We start from the raw sequence: 16,387 nt of genomic DNA, 5'->3' as shown, positions 1-16,387 counted from the left end.
ATAAAGCCGGCCGGTCTTGCTGCCAACAAAAGCCCCCAGTGATCAGCAAACCACCGGGGGTTTTCATCGCGTTTGAAACGCAGCGAGTCGCTGCTATGCAACTTCTGGCCCTGATTAACAACCAAACATCAGTTAGCCACTCTCCACAGCAAGCGGCACCTACTTGGGCAGATCAATCGTATCCAACACTCGATTCGCTGTGATCTCCGCCATCATGATGCTGTTGGAAATGCCCAATAAGGCGTAACGCGATTCACCCTCCAGATGATCCACCAATTGATGGACCATCACATCGACCGAGGCCAGGATCTCGACCAGATAAACCGCCAGGGTTTCGGCGGTGGCCTCAGGGTCTACGGAAAACAGGGTGCTGCGTATTCGCGGAGTGGCTTTGATATCGGCATTTGACGGGAAGTGGAAGTCGAGCGCCCGTTCCGCAGCCTCGTTGAGCTTCTTTGAATCAGGTTCGTATGGGGAAACCGGATCGGTGACCGGCGGGTTTGGTGTGACTTTGAACATGGTGAAACCTCGTTTACTGGTGAAGCTGCCACGTTCGTTTCCAAGCGAAGGGGTGGCAGCTGTACGCGGGTTGGAAAACCAGGGTAAACGAGCCCGGCAGACCTATAAGGTCTCCCACGCACAGCCGCCATAACGCAATGCACTTAGTGCGAAAAAAATACGTTATGAAGAGGTGCTTTCGTGTCGTTTACCCGTCGAGTTTCCAAGCCCGACCGCTGAATGATCAGCGGCACGGAAACGATAGAACCAAGGGCTACGACACACAAGCCGGCGGATTCTGGCGCAGCCGTAGGCAACGGCGCAAGGATTTGTAGCTTTCAAGAAGTAAACTCGGCGGAGTTTAAACACTCCCCCTCAAATCATGTTGAATGAGCGGGCGCGCACTCACGAAAAGCAACAAAAGTGTACGGCGACTTGCCTACACCACCGCACGCGGATGAAGTCACTATTTTGCCGGAGAAATAAAAATGCGAACCAACCTGCAGGCCCGCGTCCCCTTCAAAGAGCTAATTGAAAAATACCTGAAGGGAAGTGAGCAACTGATGTCTGACCTAGGCTGAGTAAGCCAAAACATTCCGGAGTGGAAGCGGCTAACAAGGGTTATGACACACTCTGGGCCAGAAGCGGTCACTCGCAGAGCCTTTGGAGTAGTGTGTCGAATTGAACCATTGAAGCTTCACCCCCCTTCACTTGAGGATCTCTAATGACAAACCAATCCGCTATTGTCGAGGTGGTTCAAGAAACCGATCCTATGCTGCTCAGATCTTTGAATGACCTTCTCCCACAGCTTTCCAGAAACGCTCAAGCGATGACAATGGAAGATTTGGAGCAGATTGTGGATTCAGAGTGTTCCGATTTATTGGTAGTGAGAGCAGCAGGTGGAGGAAGCATTTTGGGGGCGCTAACCCTAATTCATTTTCGCATTCCGACAGGCATTCGTGCCTGGATCGAAGACGTCGTAGTAGATGCCAGTGCTCGAGGTCAAGGGGTCGGCAAAGCACTCATACAAGCAGCAATAGAAAAAAGCCATGACCTCGGCGCGAGAACTCTGGATTTAACCTCCAATCCAGATCGTGAATCTGCCCATCGTTTATATGAGGGGGCAGGATTTTCGGTCCGTACAACAAAGGTCTACCGACATATCAAATGACTAATGGATAGTCCTTCCACGCATGGCGATCACTCTTGCGTGCAGGAGCGTCCGGAATGGCTGCTTTCGGCCTGCGGATTTAGCAAATCTGTTGCATCGACCGGTTGAATCCACAGCCCAAAAGCAGCCATTGGAATATCATCCCTGCCATGAGACAAAGACCGGGAGCCCTGCGAACCACCCATACAATCAAGGAGAGCTGCACATCATGGACGAAGCCATTACTTACCGAGCAGCAACGGTAGAAGACGCATTGAGCATTTGTGAGTTAGGACAATTGCTTAACGCGGTGCACCACGCTGCCCGCCCCGATATTTACGCGGCTGCCACCCAAGACTTTTCGCGCGATCTTCCTCACTGGTCAGGTCTTTTCGAGAAACCGGGTCAGGTTGTATTCATCGCGAATGTCGGTCACCAGGCCGCAGCCTTCATAACCGCCAGCTTGTCGGCAAGCTCTGGGCCGCTGATGCAACCGCTGAATGTTGTTCGCATTGGATCGGTATGTGTTGCCGAGCAATTTTGGGGGAAAGGTATTGGACGTATGCTTATTCAGCTCGTTAAAAACTGGGCTATCGAAAATGACGCCCAGGACTTGAGGTTGTCCGTCTGGCCGTTCAATGCACGCGCTGCTCGCATGTACACAGAGTTCGGGTTTGAAACTCGTGCTTTCGAGATGGGAATGCGTCTGTAAAGGCGATCCCCCTCAAGGTCAAAAGAGGCTCGAGGGACTTCTGCTGGGTTCATAACTGACAGCTCTGGGCCAGAAGCGGTCATCCAGGTTGAGCGCTATCCAGAATGACTTTGGCCTCGATTTCAAATCTGCTCAACAACGCGGCACCATCCGTAACACCAAGAATCTCATCGATCGCGGCGATTTTCCGAGTTGCGTGGTCGATCTGAAATTCAGCGTTGCTGTATGCAGCCTCCGCCTCATTGTGGAGTGCATAGGCCATATGCGCCGCGACACGGACGCTCATTGGAGCATCGACATCGCTGCCCAGATAATCAGCAAGCAATGTCCTAATCTCAAGCAATGCGAGGGCGAGTAGCCTGGTCTGGTCAGTCAGCATAAAAGGATCCTAGATATTGCAACGAGTGTGCGAAACGAATTTCGCGAGGTTATATAAACTCGCAGACAGGCAAAAGCAAAAGACCGCTTCGGGTTGTTTGCGGCCCGTCGCAACAGGCAGAAATCGGCCAGAAGCGGCCATTCGGGAACCTCTACTAGCTCGGAGATAGCTCATGCCTTGCTAACTCGGTCATACAACCTAAATCACCATGAAGCTAGTGCACGCCGTCTTGCCACTGCTAAGTTTTCCTTTCACGCTGATGAAATGTCGCCAAGTAAGCAAACACTCATCTGCCGGAAATCCTCGAAAAACTTTACGAAAATGAGCTCGCGCTTGCCAACGCCATGAGGGGTTATTGCAAGGATTGCAGGTCGCATGCCGGGGGTATTGGAGCTATAGAAACCTGACGGCGCTATGGCATTGATCCGGTCGAGTTTTTGGGTATCGCGAAGCATGTGCAACAAGAGAGCCTTATTAAAAACTAATGAGACCCTTGAAATCAAGAAACACAAAGCCCTCTAGGAATATTTGAGATCTAGGTAATTCACTTGCCTATCTCGTGTTAACCCACGAGATGCCATCAATTTAGAATTCACAAATATCAACTATACAGTTTCTACCCTTGGATTTTGCGTGATAGAGCGCACTATCTGCAGAGACTAACAACTGCTTGAGAGTGGATCGCGATTCATTCATCGACGCACATCCAATACTGACGGTGATTTTAATTCCCTCGCTACCAGCATCGACACTAGATGCCTCAATGCTGCTCCTGAGTCGCTCTGCAATAACGGACGTCTCGAGGCTGTTGGTATTGGGCAGCATAATCACAAACTCTTCTCCACCGAACCGGGCTATAGTGTCCGCGGGCCGAAGAACCCCCTCGGAAACTTTAACAATTGACTTCAGAACTTCGTCGCCAATCGGATGCCCCCAACGATCATTAACAAGTTTGAAGTGGTCAGCGTCTAACATGATTATCGATATTGACTGTCTATATCGAGTTGCTCGAGCAAACTCTTTCTCCGCAAGGTTGAAAAAATGAGCCCGGTTAACTGCACCTGTGAGGTGATCTTTAGTTAGCAAGTCAGCAAGATTCTCGCTCGACACCTTTCGCTCGGTAATATCCCGAAACACCACAGTATATCCAGAGAACTCATCATCCTCTTCACGCAAAACGGCGATCATTGCCTGAGCAAAAAAATTGTGTCCCGATTTGTGTTGGCAATAATAGTCTCGTGAATGCCAACCTTCCTCACGTGCGAATGCCAGATGTTCACCTAAAACGTGCACATCCATGGCGGAAAGATTACAGAAGTGGCGCAACGTCTCACCTATAGCCTCAGATTCCGAGTATCCCGTCAAACGCTCTGCTGAGGGACTCCACCTATTAATCTCTCCCTGCTTAGTCAAACCGAGGACTGCGAAATCGTTAACAACAGTATAAATGGCGTCAAGCCATGAGTCGGTCTGCCTTAGCCTCCTTTCAGTTGCAACTTGGCAAGAGATATCAGTCAAAACTGTTATCAAAACATCGTCGTTGACCTTCACAATAGTACATGACAGTACAACACCTCCGTCGGCTGCGGACGTCACGTGAATTCTATGATTTACACATATTGATCCGCATGACTCCCTAAAACTTGTCACAAGGTTACGTAATTCAGGCGCAACGGAAGCAAGTGTTTCAAACAGATTCTCAAGGCCAATAGCTTTAACCAATGGCATCAACAATTGTGTTGCCATAGGATTAAGCATATCAATTTTTCCGCTGGGGTTGGTTCTTACCAGTCCTACGGGTGACAGATACATGAATGAAAGTAACGCTTCGTACTCTGACTCGATTGAGTCATTATCCTGCTCAATGCCACTCATTTTTATGCCCATTCAACCAGTAGGAAGCGGGTGTTATTATTGATTTTTTTAAGTAGTCTTAATCTGACGGGGATTGGCCGCATTCGAAGCGCCAGAACGTAAGAAATAATCACGTCTAACTCAGATTCATTCTCAAACCTTTGAGCGACCATGGCGTTATTCAGGCAGGGTGCAATTTCCACAAATAAATTTTTACCTAAAACACGTGCCTGTCGCAAGCCCGCACTTGTAGCTTCAAAAGTATTGTAAATCGTCACTTCTGAAGCATCGTTAAAACCAATTATGCCGAAGTTTAGAGTATCCAGTTGGTCAGGCGCATCCAATAATGATTGTATCGATGCTTCTTCGAACGTAAGATTCATTTCTATTCACTCGCTAAGTTCGATATCAATTTGAGCACTTTCTGCCAGCCTATCTTCAGTCAACTTTTGATGCAGGGTGCTCACCCTTTCCGCAACCAATATATGACAAGGACCAATTGCAAATTATTATTCTAAGTTTTATCGGTCCAGTGGATAATGGCGGCGATGTCGCGGCTGTTATCTTAGCCAAATATTAAATGTGATCGATAAGACTTTGTGGATTTTTACTTATATCCAAGCGCTTGGATCGATGGAAGCCATTGATCTAAATGCAGGTTTGGCGAACCAAAAACCTTGCATTAGAAAAATTCCGCAGCCGGCAAGAAAATTCCGTTCTTCCGAATTTTCTATACCTTCAGCAATGATTTTTACATCTAGATCGGCGCACATTGTAACAATGCCACGCACGATAGCCTGGCGAGCGGAGTCAAGATGAATATTGCGCACCAACGCAAGATCCAGCTTAATAAAATCCGGCTGAAAATCTGCTAATAAGTTTAACCCTGAATAACCCGCACCAAAGTCATCAATTGCCGTTTTTAATCCAAACTTTCGGTATTTTGATAATATATTGGTTAGGTGGTGATTGTTATCAACATATTCGCTTTCAACCGTCTCGAAAATCAACCGATCGAGGGGGAAATTATTAACTCGTGCAGCTTCGAGTGTGCTTCGAATGCACAGTTCTGGACGGTAGACAGCTTTGGGTAGAAAGTTAATCGATAGATGTTGGGTCATGCCGAGCTGCGCTGCAGTAGAAATAGCCCGAACGCGGCACAATTGATCGAATTCATAGCGATTCTGATCGTTGACTTTCTCGAGCACTGACAGCGCGCCTTCACCGTTGAAGCCCCGAACTAATGCTTCATGTGCAAAAATCGACTGATCACGTACGTCCACGATCGGCTGATAAGCGAAGGTGAAATCTAAATCCAGTTCTAAGGAGCTTTTGCATCCTTGGCAACCACTGGGCGAAGTCAATGAGTTCGGGAAAACGGTCACGTCGCACTCCAAATAGTTGGATATTATTTATATTATTTAGTTAATCCTGAACGTTGGAGTGAATAGTGAAATCACTCAGAGTGCCTTACTTAGCTTTCCACTCGAAAATCGGAGTGTAGCAGTCTATTGCTGATTATTTTTTGCAGCGCGGCAAATATGTGTTTTTTAGCCAAAAGTATAAGATGATGGTTTTCGGAGGGTGTTGGCACGCATTTTGTTAGCTTCCTCACGTTGTCCGATCTCGAAATATCCTGAAGGCGTAAATGGAGGGAACCAGTAATCGTAATTCGGATGAGTTCAGACAACACTAAGGGAGGGGCGATGGATATTCATTTGCCAAGCGGGCTAGGTGATCATGGTGCGCCAAGGTATTGAGAACCACTTACTAGCATTCTGCATCGCACGATTGCAGGGGAACCGCCATCTACTAGGACACGAATGGCATCTCAGCTCGACCTCGAACCTTTTTGAATCATTTAATAGATCCGCTTTGTGGGGGCCTTTCCTTCTTTAACTGCTCAGAATCGCCAGAGACTTTCGCTGCCTTAACCTCACGACGAGCGGCCATTAGCTCGTTGACCGCACATCGCTCACTCAGCGATGGGTTGGTACACCGCCAGAGCTGCCCTTTGACCACAAAGTATTGACCATCAGGCGTCGTTGCCTTCGACACGTGGAGGACTAGTCATGAACATCTTCGCTACCCGCAGCCGTCAGCCCTGGAACAAAGGAAAATTGGTTGGGCAGAAAGCTCCACTCCGACTGAGAGATATCTGGGCCATCCGGGGAAGGCTTCAAATTGCAGAACGAACCCGTGATCTTGCGCTCTTCGATATGGCCATCGACAGCAAGCTTCGGGCCTGCGACTTAACCACGCTCCGCCGTGCGCGACGTCGCCCATGAACACAGGTGGCACGATGGTAACTACCAGAAAGACACCATGGGCAAACCACTTAACCCTCTGATCTCTGAGGACTTTTAAACCATGACCAAAATAAGCATTGCAGCGGCATCACCGACGAGTGATGTGGAAGCCGCGAAATTTCTTCACCAACGCTTCAAAATGTCCCTTATTGGCTCTCAGAAGAAACTTGCCATGGGTGATAAGGGCTTCTTCTATGCCGGTGGGCTCTATGGAAATGATCAGGTGCAACGCGAGAAAGAGATTCGCGACATCATCAGTTTCTTCCAGCTCAAAAAAATCGATTTGCTGATATTGGAAATTGATGATGATCAAGACTGGGGGGATCTGGATATGGCGAACCTCGGTCAGTACGCTATTCCAGCTCAGGAATTGTTGAACGCCCTGGATTCTTCTGCGGGACTTTATCAGTAGCTCCTAGCTTATGGAAAGTAATCCCCGCAGCACACGCGGGGATTGAAACCATCTCACAGACCGGAATGGCTCCCTACATTTACCCTATCATTCAGAGTTTTCTGCAACCACTGAATCGCCACATGGATACCAAATCTGCTTGATGGCCGTAGTGCTGCCCCCGCCCCGGCATGGAGTGATGGTTGCCTGCGATTGAAGTTCGACACGCTGCAACTCTATAAGGACGACGTGCCAATCGTAAAAGTCCCATATTAGCTTGATGGTAAAAGTCCGAACCTGGAACGCTTCACGAAAGCGTATGCTGGCTAAGGTACAGGTGGTGCGCGATAACTCATTCCGAAACAAGGTACTACCACTATCATCAAAGTGGATGAGGTCATTGTCTTGCCGGAGAAGTAACAGTGCTAACCGATCTAGAGGCGCGCGTAGCGCTCAAAGAACTGATTGAAAAATACCTCAAGGGAAACGATCCCGATTACGACCGTCTGATCGAAATTGTTCAGGATCCTTCGCGGCAGGTTCCGATCAGAGGTGTGCTTGAGAACATTAGACGGTACAACAAGGTCCAGTACACGCAGCAGGAGCTAGAGCTGATCGACGACCTTTTGTACATGTATGGGTGAAACGAAGCGTGTTGGTTGCGGGCGAATGGTTGAAATATGCACGCCTTCGATCAGCGTCTACTCAAGCTTGGCGAGATCAACGCAAGCCGTTCGGCTCATTCTAGCCCCCATTCTGATATCTAGCATTACCCGATAGCTACCACTGATGACGGGCAGCTATCGACCCATAGCTGTCATTCCAGCGAAGTCACCAAGCTGGTTTCGATACCCGCCACACTCTCAAGCGTTTCGTTGATCAGCACGACTGCATCGTCACCCTGGTTGAGATAGATCAGGTAGTCGCCGGTCTCGAATGTGATTTTGAAGGCTACAAGTCGAGTCTCTTGGCCCCATCCTTTGTCGACAACTCCTTGAACCTCAGTGATGATCTTTCCTTCAAGAGAGAGTGCGGATAAACCGGAAAGCAGATTTTCTCTACGCCACGAGCAGGCGCTAGCTGCGTCAAGCTCGAAGGGCACGGGGGGATCCAGGTCTGATAGGTCAGCCCCGACACTTTCTCCGTCAGCTAGCAAGTACATCGAAACGGTCTGATGTTCGCCAAACCGCCATACTAACGATCCTATGTCTTCCGGACATTTCTCATCGTTGAAGTAGTACTGGTCATGCAATAACACGGAAAGTCGCTGACCCAGCAGCAAACGCGCATTTCCTAAGTCCTGGGTCATCCTCTCGCGGGAGGCTACATAGCGGTTAAACACTGAACAGTACCTCTTTAGCTAGTGAGAAGAAGTCGAAGATTCTAGCCGGGCTGATCGTTGAACGTCTCCTTTTGGCCGTTCTCTGCCGGTCGTCATTCCCACGTGCGCTGGTCAAGTCGGCTGCAAATGACTGGTCAGTTGTGATGCAGATGGGGGGGCAAGTCCGTGCAACTCCAAAAGCCCAGCCGCCCGCTGGGCTTTTTACTGCCCGCTCATCTGCTCAGTCGCACACTTTTCACCTGCCAAATTCAAACTATTACGGCCCAGAAAAGCTGGACCTTATTGGTGAGGTGGGTATGTCTACCGATTCGAGTTTTCAAAACCAAACACAAGGTTCTGTTCCATCCAAGCCTGAGCCAGGTTCAGATGAGCCGACGCTAGATCCAGACGATCCGAACAAATACGATCCGTTGAAAAATCCAAGCGATGATCGTCCAGAAGACTGGAAAGATCCTGGTGAGAGGACTACCCCAGAGGCGGATGAACAGACACCGCTTTCAGACGATAGGAGATAGGAGAGAAAGCCCGGCCAGTGAGCCGGGTTTTTCTTCTCCGTTCGTCCACTGCGCTGCACTTGTAACGCTTTGCCGTTTCTCATGTTCAAGCACGGACATCCCGCGCATCAGTACGGAGGTTCAGCATGGACATTGACGAGAACGCACCTGGCAACAAATCACAGCAGCCCGAAACGCGCACGACGGACAACGAAACCGGCCATGACCCCAAGAGGGACGAGCCCGAAGTTCCGCTGCCTCCAGACGACGAGGCTCCTGTCGACGAAGACATGACTGACGTGGATGCAAATAACTCGGTGTCGAGTGAGCATCCAGAAGCTGGACAGAGCGGTCGAGTCAATAACCCTGACGCCGACCCACAGATGGACGATCAGGACGAAAACGATAAGGAAGCTCGCGGTATGCCTGCGAGTGACCCTGAATCAGGTGCCTGAATTAGTTCGGATGATTTCCGATGCCCGCTCAACGCGGGCTTTTTTACGCCTTGAGTTTACCTGTAGCCAGGGCCGCCCTTGGGGAGGCCTTGACGTCGATGGCCGGATAGTGCGACGTACGGAATCAACAACCGGCAGCCCCCGCACCCTGACCTCACATGCTTTCGGGGTGGTGCGAGACGGGATCAGCGAGACCGATGCAATAGGGCGTCGGCGCCGTGAACGTCTTCGGCAGACAGCGGGATTTAGAGCAGTGAATAGCCGCTGGGTTCGTACACGCGTCTAATGCCTGCTTTTGGCCGAAAACAGCCCCTCCGGGCATGGAGGCATCAAACTAGGCCCCAGCGACCCCAAGGCGATCCTGATTTTCACCGCATTTCCTGCCCCAGTCCGTCGACCCGACCCGCTCGATGACACCGCAATTCGCACTGCTCGGCGCGTTGTTCCTGATGCTGGAATGGATCGCCATCAGCGCCTACGCCGCAGGTAACGGCTCGTAAAAGGGAGTTGGCAACCCGGGCAAGCATCCGTATATTCGGATATCCATATATACGAGTCTCCAGCGATGAGCCCACTCCCCTCTCCCACCAAAGTTCTTTTCATGTGCACCGCCAACAGCTGCCGCAGCGTGTTGAGCGAAGCGCTGTTCAATCATTTGGCTCCCGAAGGCTTTGTGGCAGTGAGCTCCGGCAGTTTCCCCAGCGGCCGGCTCAACCCTCAAGCCGTGCAAACACTGCACAACCTCGGCATCTCGACCGAAGGCCTCTACAGCAAAGACTCTTCGGTGTTCGCCGACTCCCCGCCCGATATCGTCATCACCGTGTGCGACAAAGCCGCCGGGGAAGCGTGCCCGGTGTATTTCGGTCCAGCGATCAAAAGCCACTGGGGACTGGCCGATCCGTCGGAGGTGCATGGCAACGAGCAGGAGATTCAGGCTGCGTTCGACAGCACCGTCGAAACGATCAAGCAACGGTTTGCAGCCTTCTTCGCCCTGGACCTGAAAAACCTTTCAGATGCCGAACTGAAAACCGAACTGGACCGCATCGGAGCCCTGTGATGAACGATGACCTGCCCAATCTCGATCTGGAGCTGCTGACGTTTCCAACCGAAAGCACCCACAAACCGCGCATCCTGCTGCTCTACGGCTCGACGCGCGCGCGCTCCTTCAGTCGCCTGCTGACCGAAGAAGCCGCGAGGATTCTGCGTCTGCTGGGGGCCGAAACGGTGATTTTCGATCCTTCCGGTCTTCCCCTTCCTGACGATGCGCCCAGCGACCATCCCAAAGTTCAGCAACTGCGCGATCTGGTGCTCTGGTCCGAAGGCCAGGTCTGGTGTTCGCCGGAACGCCACGGTTCGATGTCGGCGGTGTTCAAGGCGCAAATCGACTGGATCCCGCTGACGATGGGCGCGGTTCGTCCGACCCAAGGCAAAACCCTGGCGGTGATGCAGGTCTGTGGCGGTTCCCAGTCGTTCAACACGGTCAATCAACTGCGCGTGCTGGGCCGCTGGATGCGGATGTTGACCATCCCTAATCAATCGTCGGTGCCCAAGGCTTTCATGGAATTCGACGAGGCTGGCCGGATGAAGCCTTCGGCGTACTACGACCGCGTGGTGGATGTGATGGAAGAACTGATGAAGTTCACCGTGCTGGTGCGTGGCCGCGAGGAGTTTTTGGTGGACCGTTATTCGGAACGCAAAGAGAGCGCTGAGGAGCTGTCGAAGCGAGTCAATCAGCGCTCGATCTGAGGCCGCGGAATTCTCTGTCGATTTTCCGGTGGAGGCGTCGCTCAACGCGTCTTATGCTCAGCCCATGAACCTACAAAACGCTGTGCTGCCGCCCCACGCCGAGATGGTTCGCGCCATGCTCGAACGAGACACCGCCTACGAGGGGGTGTTCTTTACTGCCGTGAAGACCACCGGGATCTTCTGCCGCCCCAGTTGCACGGCGCGTAAACCCAAGCCGGAGAACGTCGAGTTCTTCGCCCATGCCGATGAGTGCATGTCGGCGGGTTATCGCGCGTGTCTGCGCTGCAAGCCGCTGGACGCTGCCGCCATTGCGCCGGACTGGGTGCAGGCGCTGCTCAAGTCGGTGGACGCCGATCCCGAGATGCGCTGGACCGATGCCCAACTCGTCGCCGAGGGCATTGAACCGCTGAAACTGCGCCGCTGGTTCAAGCAGCATTTCGGCATGACCTTCCACGCCTGGCTGCGCACCCGGCGCCTGGGCATGGCATTGGGCGGTATCAAACAGGGCGATTCCATCGACAACGCGGCGTTCGACTCGGGTTACGAATCCCTGAGCGGTTTTCGTGATGCGTTTCAAAAATCCTTCCACATCACGCCGGGCCGTGCGGCCAACAGTGAGCCGTTGTTGTTCACGCGCCTGACCACACCGCTGGGGCCGATGATCGCCATGGCCGAACGCCGTGGGCTGGTGTTGCTGGAGTTCCTCGATCGACCGGCGCTGACCCGGGAAGTCGAAGAACTGCAGAACCGTTATGGCTATGCCGTGGCGCCGGGGCACAACGCCCATTTGCAGCAGATTGAAGCGGAACTTGCGCAGTATTTCGCCGGCAAACTCACCGAGTTCACCGTGCCGCTGCACTTGCCCGGCAGCGAATTCGCGCGGCAGGTCTGGGCCGAACTGGCGAAGATTCCGTACGGAAAAACCAGCACTTACGGCGCCATTGCCGCGACACTGGGCAAGCCCGGCGCCAGTCGCGCGGTGGGTTTGGCCAACGGGCACAACCGGCTTTCGATTGTGTTGCCCTGCCACCGGGTGATCGGTGCAGACGGCTCGTTGACGGGCTATGGTGGAGGACAACCGCGCAAGGCGTTTTTGCTCAGGCTGGAAAAAGCCGCCGTGCAGGTGACCGAACAACTCGCTTTCTGATCCCCTGGTTTTCTGCAAAAAGTCATAAGGAAGGACATTCGATGGACACGCAATTTCATCAACTGCATCACGACGGCCTGCTGATACTCACCAACGTTGCCGATGCCACCGGGGCGCGCATCGTCGAGCAATTGGGCTGCAAAGCCGTGGCCACCAGCAGCGCGGCGGTGGCCTGGGCGCATGGGTATGCGGACGGCAATGCCCTGCCGCTTGAACGCCTGATATCTACCGTTGAATCCATCGCCCGGGTGATTTCGGTGCCGTTGTCTATCGACATCGAGGCCGGTTATTCCGATGACCTGGCGCGGGTGGCCGAAGTTGTCGAGGCGGTGATCGCGGCCGGTGCGGTCGGGATCAATATCGAGGACGGTAACTCTTCGCCGGAGTTGCTGGCACGCAAGATCGAAGTCGCCCGCGAGGTTGCCAATCGGCGCAAGGTGAAGCTGTTCATCAATGCCCGCACCGACGTGTACCTCAAGGGCCTGGTGCCTGCCGAAGATCGCGTCGCCGAAACGCTCAAGCGCGCTGCGTTGTATCAGGCGGCGGGCGCCGATGGGTTGTTCGCGGCGGGCGTCGCTGCGGAGTACGAAATCAAGGCGCTGTGCCAAGGCACGACACTGCCGGTGAACGTACTTGGGCTGCCGGGTTTGCCGTCGCCTGAAACGCTGCAAGCCCTCGGCGTGAGGCGCCTGAGTGCCGGTTCGGGCATCGCCGAGTTTCTGTATGGCGCCATGGCGTCCTTGGCCAAAGGGTTTCTGGAGACGGGCAAACTGGATAGCAGTGACCTCAAGGCCTTCACGTACGGGGAAATCAACGCCCTGCTCAAAACGGCCGGGAATACTTGATCACCATGCCCGATCCCTATCTGCCTGCGACTAAGTTTCTGTCATCGATCGATGAAGACTGGCGGCGCCACATCGCCGCTATCGGACCGTGCCTGCACCAACCCCACGCGGCTCGCGATCCGTATGAGTCGCTGGTGCGGGCGATTGCCTATCAGCAACTGCACGCCAAGGCGGGGGATGCGATCGTCGGTCGGCTGCTGGCGTTGTATCCGTCGACGGCGTTTCCAAGGCCGGAACAGATTCTGGCGACAGGGTTTGATCAGTTGCGCAGTTGCGGGTTTTCCGGGGGCAAGATTGCGACCATTCAGGGGATTGCGCAGGCGTCTTTGGACGGTGTGGTGCCAGATTACGCAACGGCTTTGGCGATGGACGATGAGGCGCTGATTGAGCGGTTGATCACCTTGCGCGGGGTTGGGCGCTGGACGGTCGAAATGCTGCTGATTTACAGCCTGGAGCGCCTGGATATTTTGCCGGCGGATGACTTCGGGGTGCGTGAGGGGTATCGGCGGCTGAAGGGGCTGGAGGTGCAGCCGACGCGTAAGCAGATGGTTGAGATCGGCTTGGCGTGGAGCCCGTATCGGACGGTGGCTTCCTGGTATTTGTGGCGGATGACCGGCAAGTAGACCGCGTCATCGTTCATCGCCAGCAGGCTGGCTCCCACACTGGAGCTCGAGTGTTCACAAACCCCCTGTGGGAGCGGGCTTGCTCGCGAAGAGGCCAGAACATTCACCGCATCACCCAAAGCCAATCACAACCCGGATTTCAACCGAGTAAACGCCCGAATCAGCGCCCGGTTGAACGCCTTGCCATTGTCATTCTTGCTATACAACGAAGCCCGCACCTGCGCCGACGGGTACGTCCCTGGATCATTGCGGATCGCCGGATCGATCAACCCGTCCGCCGCCGTGATCGCGTTGGCGTAGTGAATGGTGTCGGTGATCGGCGCAATCACCTCGGGGGTCATCAGGTAATCCATCAACGCCAGCCCAGCCTCGGGGTGCGGTGCATCCTTGGGAATGACCATGGCGTCAAACCAGATCAACGTGCCCTCCTTCGGTATCCGGTAACTGAGCTTGAACGGTTTGTTCGCCACCTCGGCCTGTCCGGCGGCGATGGCCACGTTGCCGTTCCACGACATCGCCACACAGGTGTTGCCGTTGGCCAGGTCGCTGATGTTCAGGTCATTGTCGAAGTAGCGGATGTACGGCCGAATCTTCGCCAGTTGTTGCTCGGCCCGTTTCAGGTCGTCGAGGTTCTGGCGGTTGATGTCCAGACCCATGTACTTCATGACTGCGGCAAACACCTCGTTGGGATCGTTGAGCAGACTGACCCCGCAATCGGCAAATTTCGACACCACCGTCGGGTCGAACAGCATCGCCCAACTGTCCCTTGGCGCGTCAGGCAAGCGCTGTTTGATCGCCTCTTCCTGATAGCCGACCCCAGTAGTGCCCCAGGCGTAAATCCCGGCATAACGGTTGCCCGGATCGAACGCCGCCATGTGTTGGCGGAACTCTTCCCCGACACCGGCAAAGTGGGGCAATTGTTGCAGATTCAGTGTCTGGATCGCCCCGCTCTGGATCGCCCGGGACAAGTGCTGACCCGCCGTCAGCACCAGGTCATATCCGCTGCGTCCGGTCAGCAGTTTGGTCTCCGCCGTTTCTAGGGAGTCGAAGTGATCGACCACCACATGGATGCCGGTTTTTTTCTCGAAATCGGTCAGGGTATCCGGGGCCAGATACTCGCCCCAGATGTACAGGTTCACCACCGGTTTCACGGAGTCGGCGGCCTGCACACACCAGGGTGCAAGCACCAGCAATAACGCTTGAGTCAGTTTGTGCAGGCCCATGATTACGCTCCCTGTTTGCTGCGGGCAGGCGCAGCGTATTGCGGCATGGTGATGCAGGCGACGTTGCCGCCACCGAGGAGGATTTCCCGGGAGTTTTCGATGCCGACGATTTTGTGTGTCGGGAACAATTCGGCCAGGGTCGCCTGCGCCGCCTGATCATTTCGATCGCCAAATAGCGGCACCACGATTGAAGTGTTGCCGGCGTAATAATTGATGTACGACGCACAGATCTGGGTCCCGGCCTGACGGGTATGGGTGCTGTCTTGCTGGTCGAGACCTTCAGCTTCTTCAGCGGTCCATTCCAGCACATCCGGTTGCGGCAATTTGTGCACGATCAACTCACGGCCCCGGCTGTCGCGGGTGCTGCGCAGAATGTCGTAGGCCTCTTGATAGATTTCCCACTGCGGGTCATCGCGGTTGTCGGTCCATTGCAGCACCACTTCACCGGGACGCACGAAGCACGCGAGGTCGTCGACGTGGCCGTCGGTTTCGTCGAACTTGCAACCTCGTGGCAGCCAGATAATTTGCTCGGCGCCGAGGTAATCGGTCAGGCGGCGGGTGACTTCTTCCTTGCCCAGATGCTGGTTGCGATTGCGGTTGAGCAGGCATTGCTCGGTGGTGAGGATGCTGCCCTGGCCGTCACTCTGGATCCCGCCCAGTTCGGCAATCAACGGCGCGCGGTAACGGTCGAAACGTTCGATTTCGAGGATTTTGCTGGCGATCTGATCGTCCTTGTCCCACGGATAATACAAACCACCGTCGAGACCGCCATAGGCGTTGAACTCGAAATCGACGCCGCGCACTTCACCACTGCCATCATTAACGACAAAGCACGGGCCGCTGTCGCGGAACCAAGTGTCATTGCAGGTCATTTCCACCACGCGAACCTGAGGCGGCAACTGGCGGCGAGCGGTGGCGAATTGTGCGGCGGAAGCACACACCGTCACCGGTTCGCTCTGGGCAATGGCGGTGACGATTTGCACCCAGACTTTCTGAGCAGGCTTGGCGCCGTTGCGCCAGACGTCGGTGCGCTCCGGCCAGCCGAGCCAGCAACCGGACTTGGTCTCGAATTCGCCGGGCAAGCGAAAGCCGTCGAGTTTGGGGGTGGAATCGAGCAAACGTGCCATGGTCAGACCTCATCAGCGGGGATTGGAATGACCACAGGCTACGGTCGTCGGCGCCCTCCTCGCCAACGATGATTATTTCGGAATACTTGAAT

At 53.9% G+C, this 16,387-nt stretch carries 19 protein-coding genes and 2 pseudogenes; 13 read left to right on the top strand and 8 right to left on the bottom strand.

Features of this window, described 5'->3' with window-relative positions; translation table 11 throughout:
* Window positions 1–159: 159 nt before the first annotated feature.
* The gene (locus tag ACA060_RS12795) at window positions 160–519 is read right to left on the bottom strand and encodes a DUF6124 family protein (protein WP_497317663.1); all 360 of its coding nucleotides are present in this window, start codon (window positions 517–519) and stop codon (window positions 160–162) included.
* Window positions 520–1,222: 703 nt separating this feature from the next.
* On the opposite strand from ACA060_RS12795, the gene ACA060_RS12790 reads away from it, so the two are divergent.
* On the top strand, window positions 1,223–1,669 hold the full coding sequence (locus tag ACA060_RS12790; protein WP_497317661.1) for a GNAT family N-acetyltransferase: 447 nt from the start codon (window positions 1,223–1,225) through the stop codon (window positions 1,667–1,669).
* A gap of 208 nt (window positions 1,670–1,877) precedes the next feature.
* Complete coding sequence (locus ACA060_RS12785) at window positions 1,878–2,360, top strand: GNAT family N-acetyltransferase (protein ID WP_109630452.1); 483 nt, start codon at window positions 1,878–1,880, stop codon at window positions 2,358–2,360.
* A 79-nt stretch (window positions 2,361–2,439) separates the two neighbouring features.
* Here the strand turns inward: ACA060_RS12785 and ACA060_RS12780 are convergent, their stop codons facing one another.
* From ACA060_RS12780 to rimA, 4 genes are all read right to left on the bottom strand, one after another.
* A complete protein-coding gene (locus ACA060_RS12780; protein ID WP_497317659.1) occupies window positions 2,440–2,739 on the bottom strand; it encodes a hypothetical protein in 300 nt (99 codons plus the stop codon).
* A 585-nt stretch (window positions 2,740–3,324) separates the two neighbouring features.
* The gene (locus ACA060_RS12775) at window positions 3,325–4,614 is read right to left on the bottom strand and encodes a sensor domain-containing diguanylate cyclase (RefSeq protein ID WP_497317657.1); all 1,290 of its coding nucleotides are present in this window, start codon (window positions 4,612–4,614) and stop codon (window positions 3,325–3,327) included.
* Window positions 4,615–4,616: 2 nt separating this feature from the next.
* On the bottom strand, window positions 4,617–4,976 hold the full coding sequence (locus ACA060_RS12770) for a hypothetical protein (RefSeq protein ID WP_497317655.1): 360 nt from the start codon (window positions 4,974–4,976) through the stop codon (window positions 4,617–4,619).
* A gap of 228 nt (window positions 4,977–5,204) precedes the next feature.
* On the bottom strand, window positions 5,205–5,978 hold the full coding sequence (rimA, locus tag ACA060_RS12765) for a S6 modification regulatory phosphodiesterase RimA (protein ID WP_497317653.1): 774 nt from the start codon (window positions 5,976–5,978) through the stop codon (window positions 5,205–5,207).
* Between the two features lie 687 nt (window positions 5,979–6,665).
* Between rimA and ACA060_RS12760 the strand changes: the two are divergent.
* The 3 genes and pseudogenes from ACA060_RS12760 to ACA060_RS12750 all read left to right on the top strand — a co-directional run.
* Window positions 6,666–6,879, top strand: a pseudogene (locus ACA060_RS12760) (integrase); the annotation flags it as partial.
* Window positions 6,880–6,963: 84 nt separating this feature from the next.
* Window positions 6,964–7,314, top strand: coding sequence for a hypothetical protein (locus ACA060_RS12755; protein ID WP_109630431.1), 351 nt, complete (start codon window positions 6,964–6,966; stop codon window positions 7,312–7,314).
* Between the two features lie 401 nt (window positions 7,315–7,715).
* Window positions 7,716–7,937 carry a hypothetical protein gene (locus ACA060_RS12750; RefSeq protein WP_109630428.1) on the top strand — a complete coding sequence of 74 codons (222 nt, stop codon included), beginning with the start codon at window positions 7,716–7,718 and terminating at the stop codon, window positions 7,935–7,937.
* Window positions 7,938–8,110: 173 nt separating this feature from the next.
* Here ACA060_RS12750 and ACA060_RS12745 read toward each other — a convergent pair whose 3' ends face one another.
* Entirely contained in the window at window positions 8,111–8,635 is a 525-nt protein-coding gene (locus tag ACA060_RS12745; RefSeq protein ID WP_497317650.1) for a hypothetical protein, read from the bottom strand.
* Between the two features lie 71 nt (window positions 8,636–8,706).
* Here ACA060_RS12745 and ACA060_RS12740 point away from each other — a divergent pair, with 71 nt between their 5' ends.
* The 8 genes and pseudogenes from ACA060_RS12740 to ACA060_RS12705 all read left to right on the top strand — a co-directional run bounded on the left by ACA060_RS12740 (window position 8,707) and on the right by ACA060_RS12705 (window position 13,945).
* Window positions 8,707–9,150 carry a hypothetical protein gene (locus ACA060_RS12740; protein ID WP_371922067.1) on the top strand — a complete coding sequence of 148 codons (444 nt, stop codon included), beginning with the start codon at window positions 8,707–8,709 and terminating at the stop codon, window positions 9,148–9,150.
* A 125-nt stretch (window positions 9,151–9,275) separates the two neighbouring features.
* The gene (locus ACA060_RS12735; protein WP_497317648.1) at window positions 9,276–9,584 is read left to right on the top strand and encodes a hypothetical protein; all 309 of its coding nucleotides are present in this window, start codon (window positions 9,276–9,278) and stop codon (window positions 9,582–9,584) included.
* A gap of 346 nt (window positions 9,585–9,930) precedes the next feature.
* Window positions 9,931–10,066 (top strand): annotated as a pseudogene (locus ACA060_RS12730) (LysE family translocator); the annotation flags it as partial.
* Window positions 10,067–10,185: 119 nt separating this feature from the next.
* Window positions 10,186–10,641, top strand: a complete 456-nt coding sequence (locus ACA060_RS12725) for an arsenate reductase ArsC (RefSeq protein ID WP_497317646.1) — start codon at window positions 10,186–10,188, stop codon at window positions 10,639–10,641.
* Window positions 10,641–11,330, top strand: coding sequence for an arsenical resistance protein ArsH (arsH, locus tag ACA060_RS12720; RefSeq protein ID WP_497317644.1), 690 nt, complete (start codon window positions 10,641–10,643; stop codon window positions 11,328–11,330). The genes ACA060_RS12725 and arsH overlap by 1 nt, the downstream gene beginning before the upstream one ends.
* Before the next feature lie 64 nt (window positions 11,331–11,394).
* Complete coding sequence (locus ACA060_RS12715) at window positions 11,395–12,477, top strand: bifunctional transcriptional activator/DNA repair enzyme AdaA (RefSeq protein WP_109630399.1); 1,083 nt, start codon at window positions 11,395–11,397, stop codon at window positions 12,475–12,477.
* Window positions 12,478–12,518: 41 nt separating this feature from the next.
* A complete protein-coding gene (locus ACA060_RS12710; RefSeq protein ID WP_497317642.1) occupies window positions 12,519–13,322 on the top strand; it encodes an isocitrate lyase/PEP mutase family protein in 804 nt (267 codons plus the stop codon).
* A gap of 5 nt (window positions 13,323–13,327) precedes the next feature.
* Window positions 13,328–13,945, top strand: coding sequence for a DNA-3-methyladenine glycosylase family protein (locus tag ACA060_RS12705; protein WP_497317640.1), 618 nt, complete (start codon window positions 13,328–13,330; stop codon window positions 13,943–13,945).
* A gap of 125 nt (window positions 13,946–14,070) precedes the next feature.
* Here the strand turns inward: ACA060_RS12705 and ACA060_RS12700 are convergent, their stop codons facing one another.
* Both ACA060_RS12700 and aguA read right to left on the bottom strand, forming a co-directional pair.
* Window positions 14,071–15,168: an extracellular solute-binding protein gene (locus ACA060_RS12700; protein ID WP_497317638.1), complete on the bottom strand. Its 1,098-nt coding sequence runs from the start codon at window positions 15,166–15,168 to the stop codon at window positions 14,071–14,073.
* A gap of 2 nt (window positions 15,169–15,170) precedes the next feature.
* The gene (aguA, locus tag ACA060_RS12695; RefSeq protein WP_497317636.1) at window positions 15,171–16,295 is read right to left on the bottom strand and encodes an agmatine deiminase; all 1,125 of its coding nucleotides are present in this window, start codon (window positions 16,293–16,295) and stop codon (window positions 15,171–15,173) included.
* Window positions 16,296–16,387 lie beyond the last annotated feature (92 nt).

It is taken from the genome of Pseudomonas sp. LBUM1671 (assembly GCF_059695685.1).
Note: the sequence above shows the minus strand (reverse complement) of the source record. Positions and strands in the feature narration are given on the sequence as shown.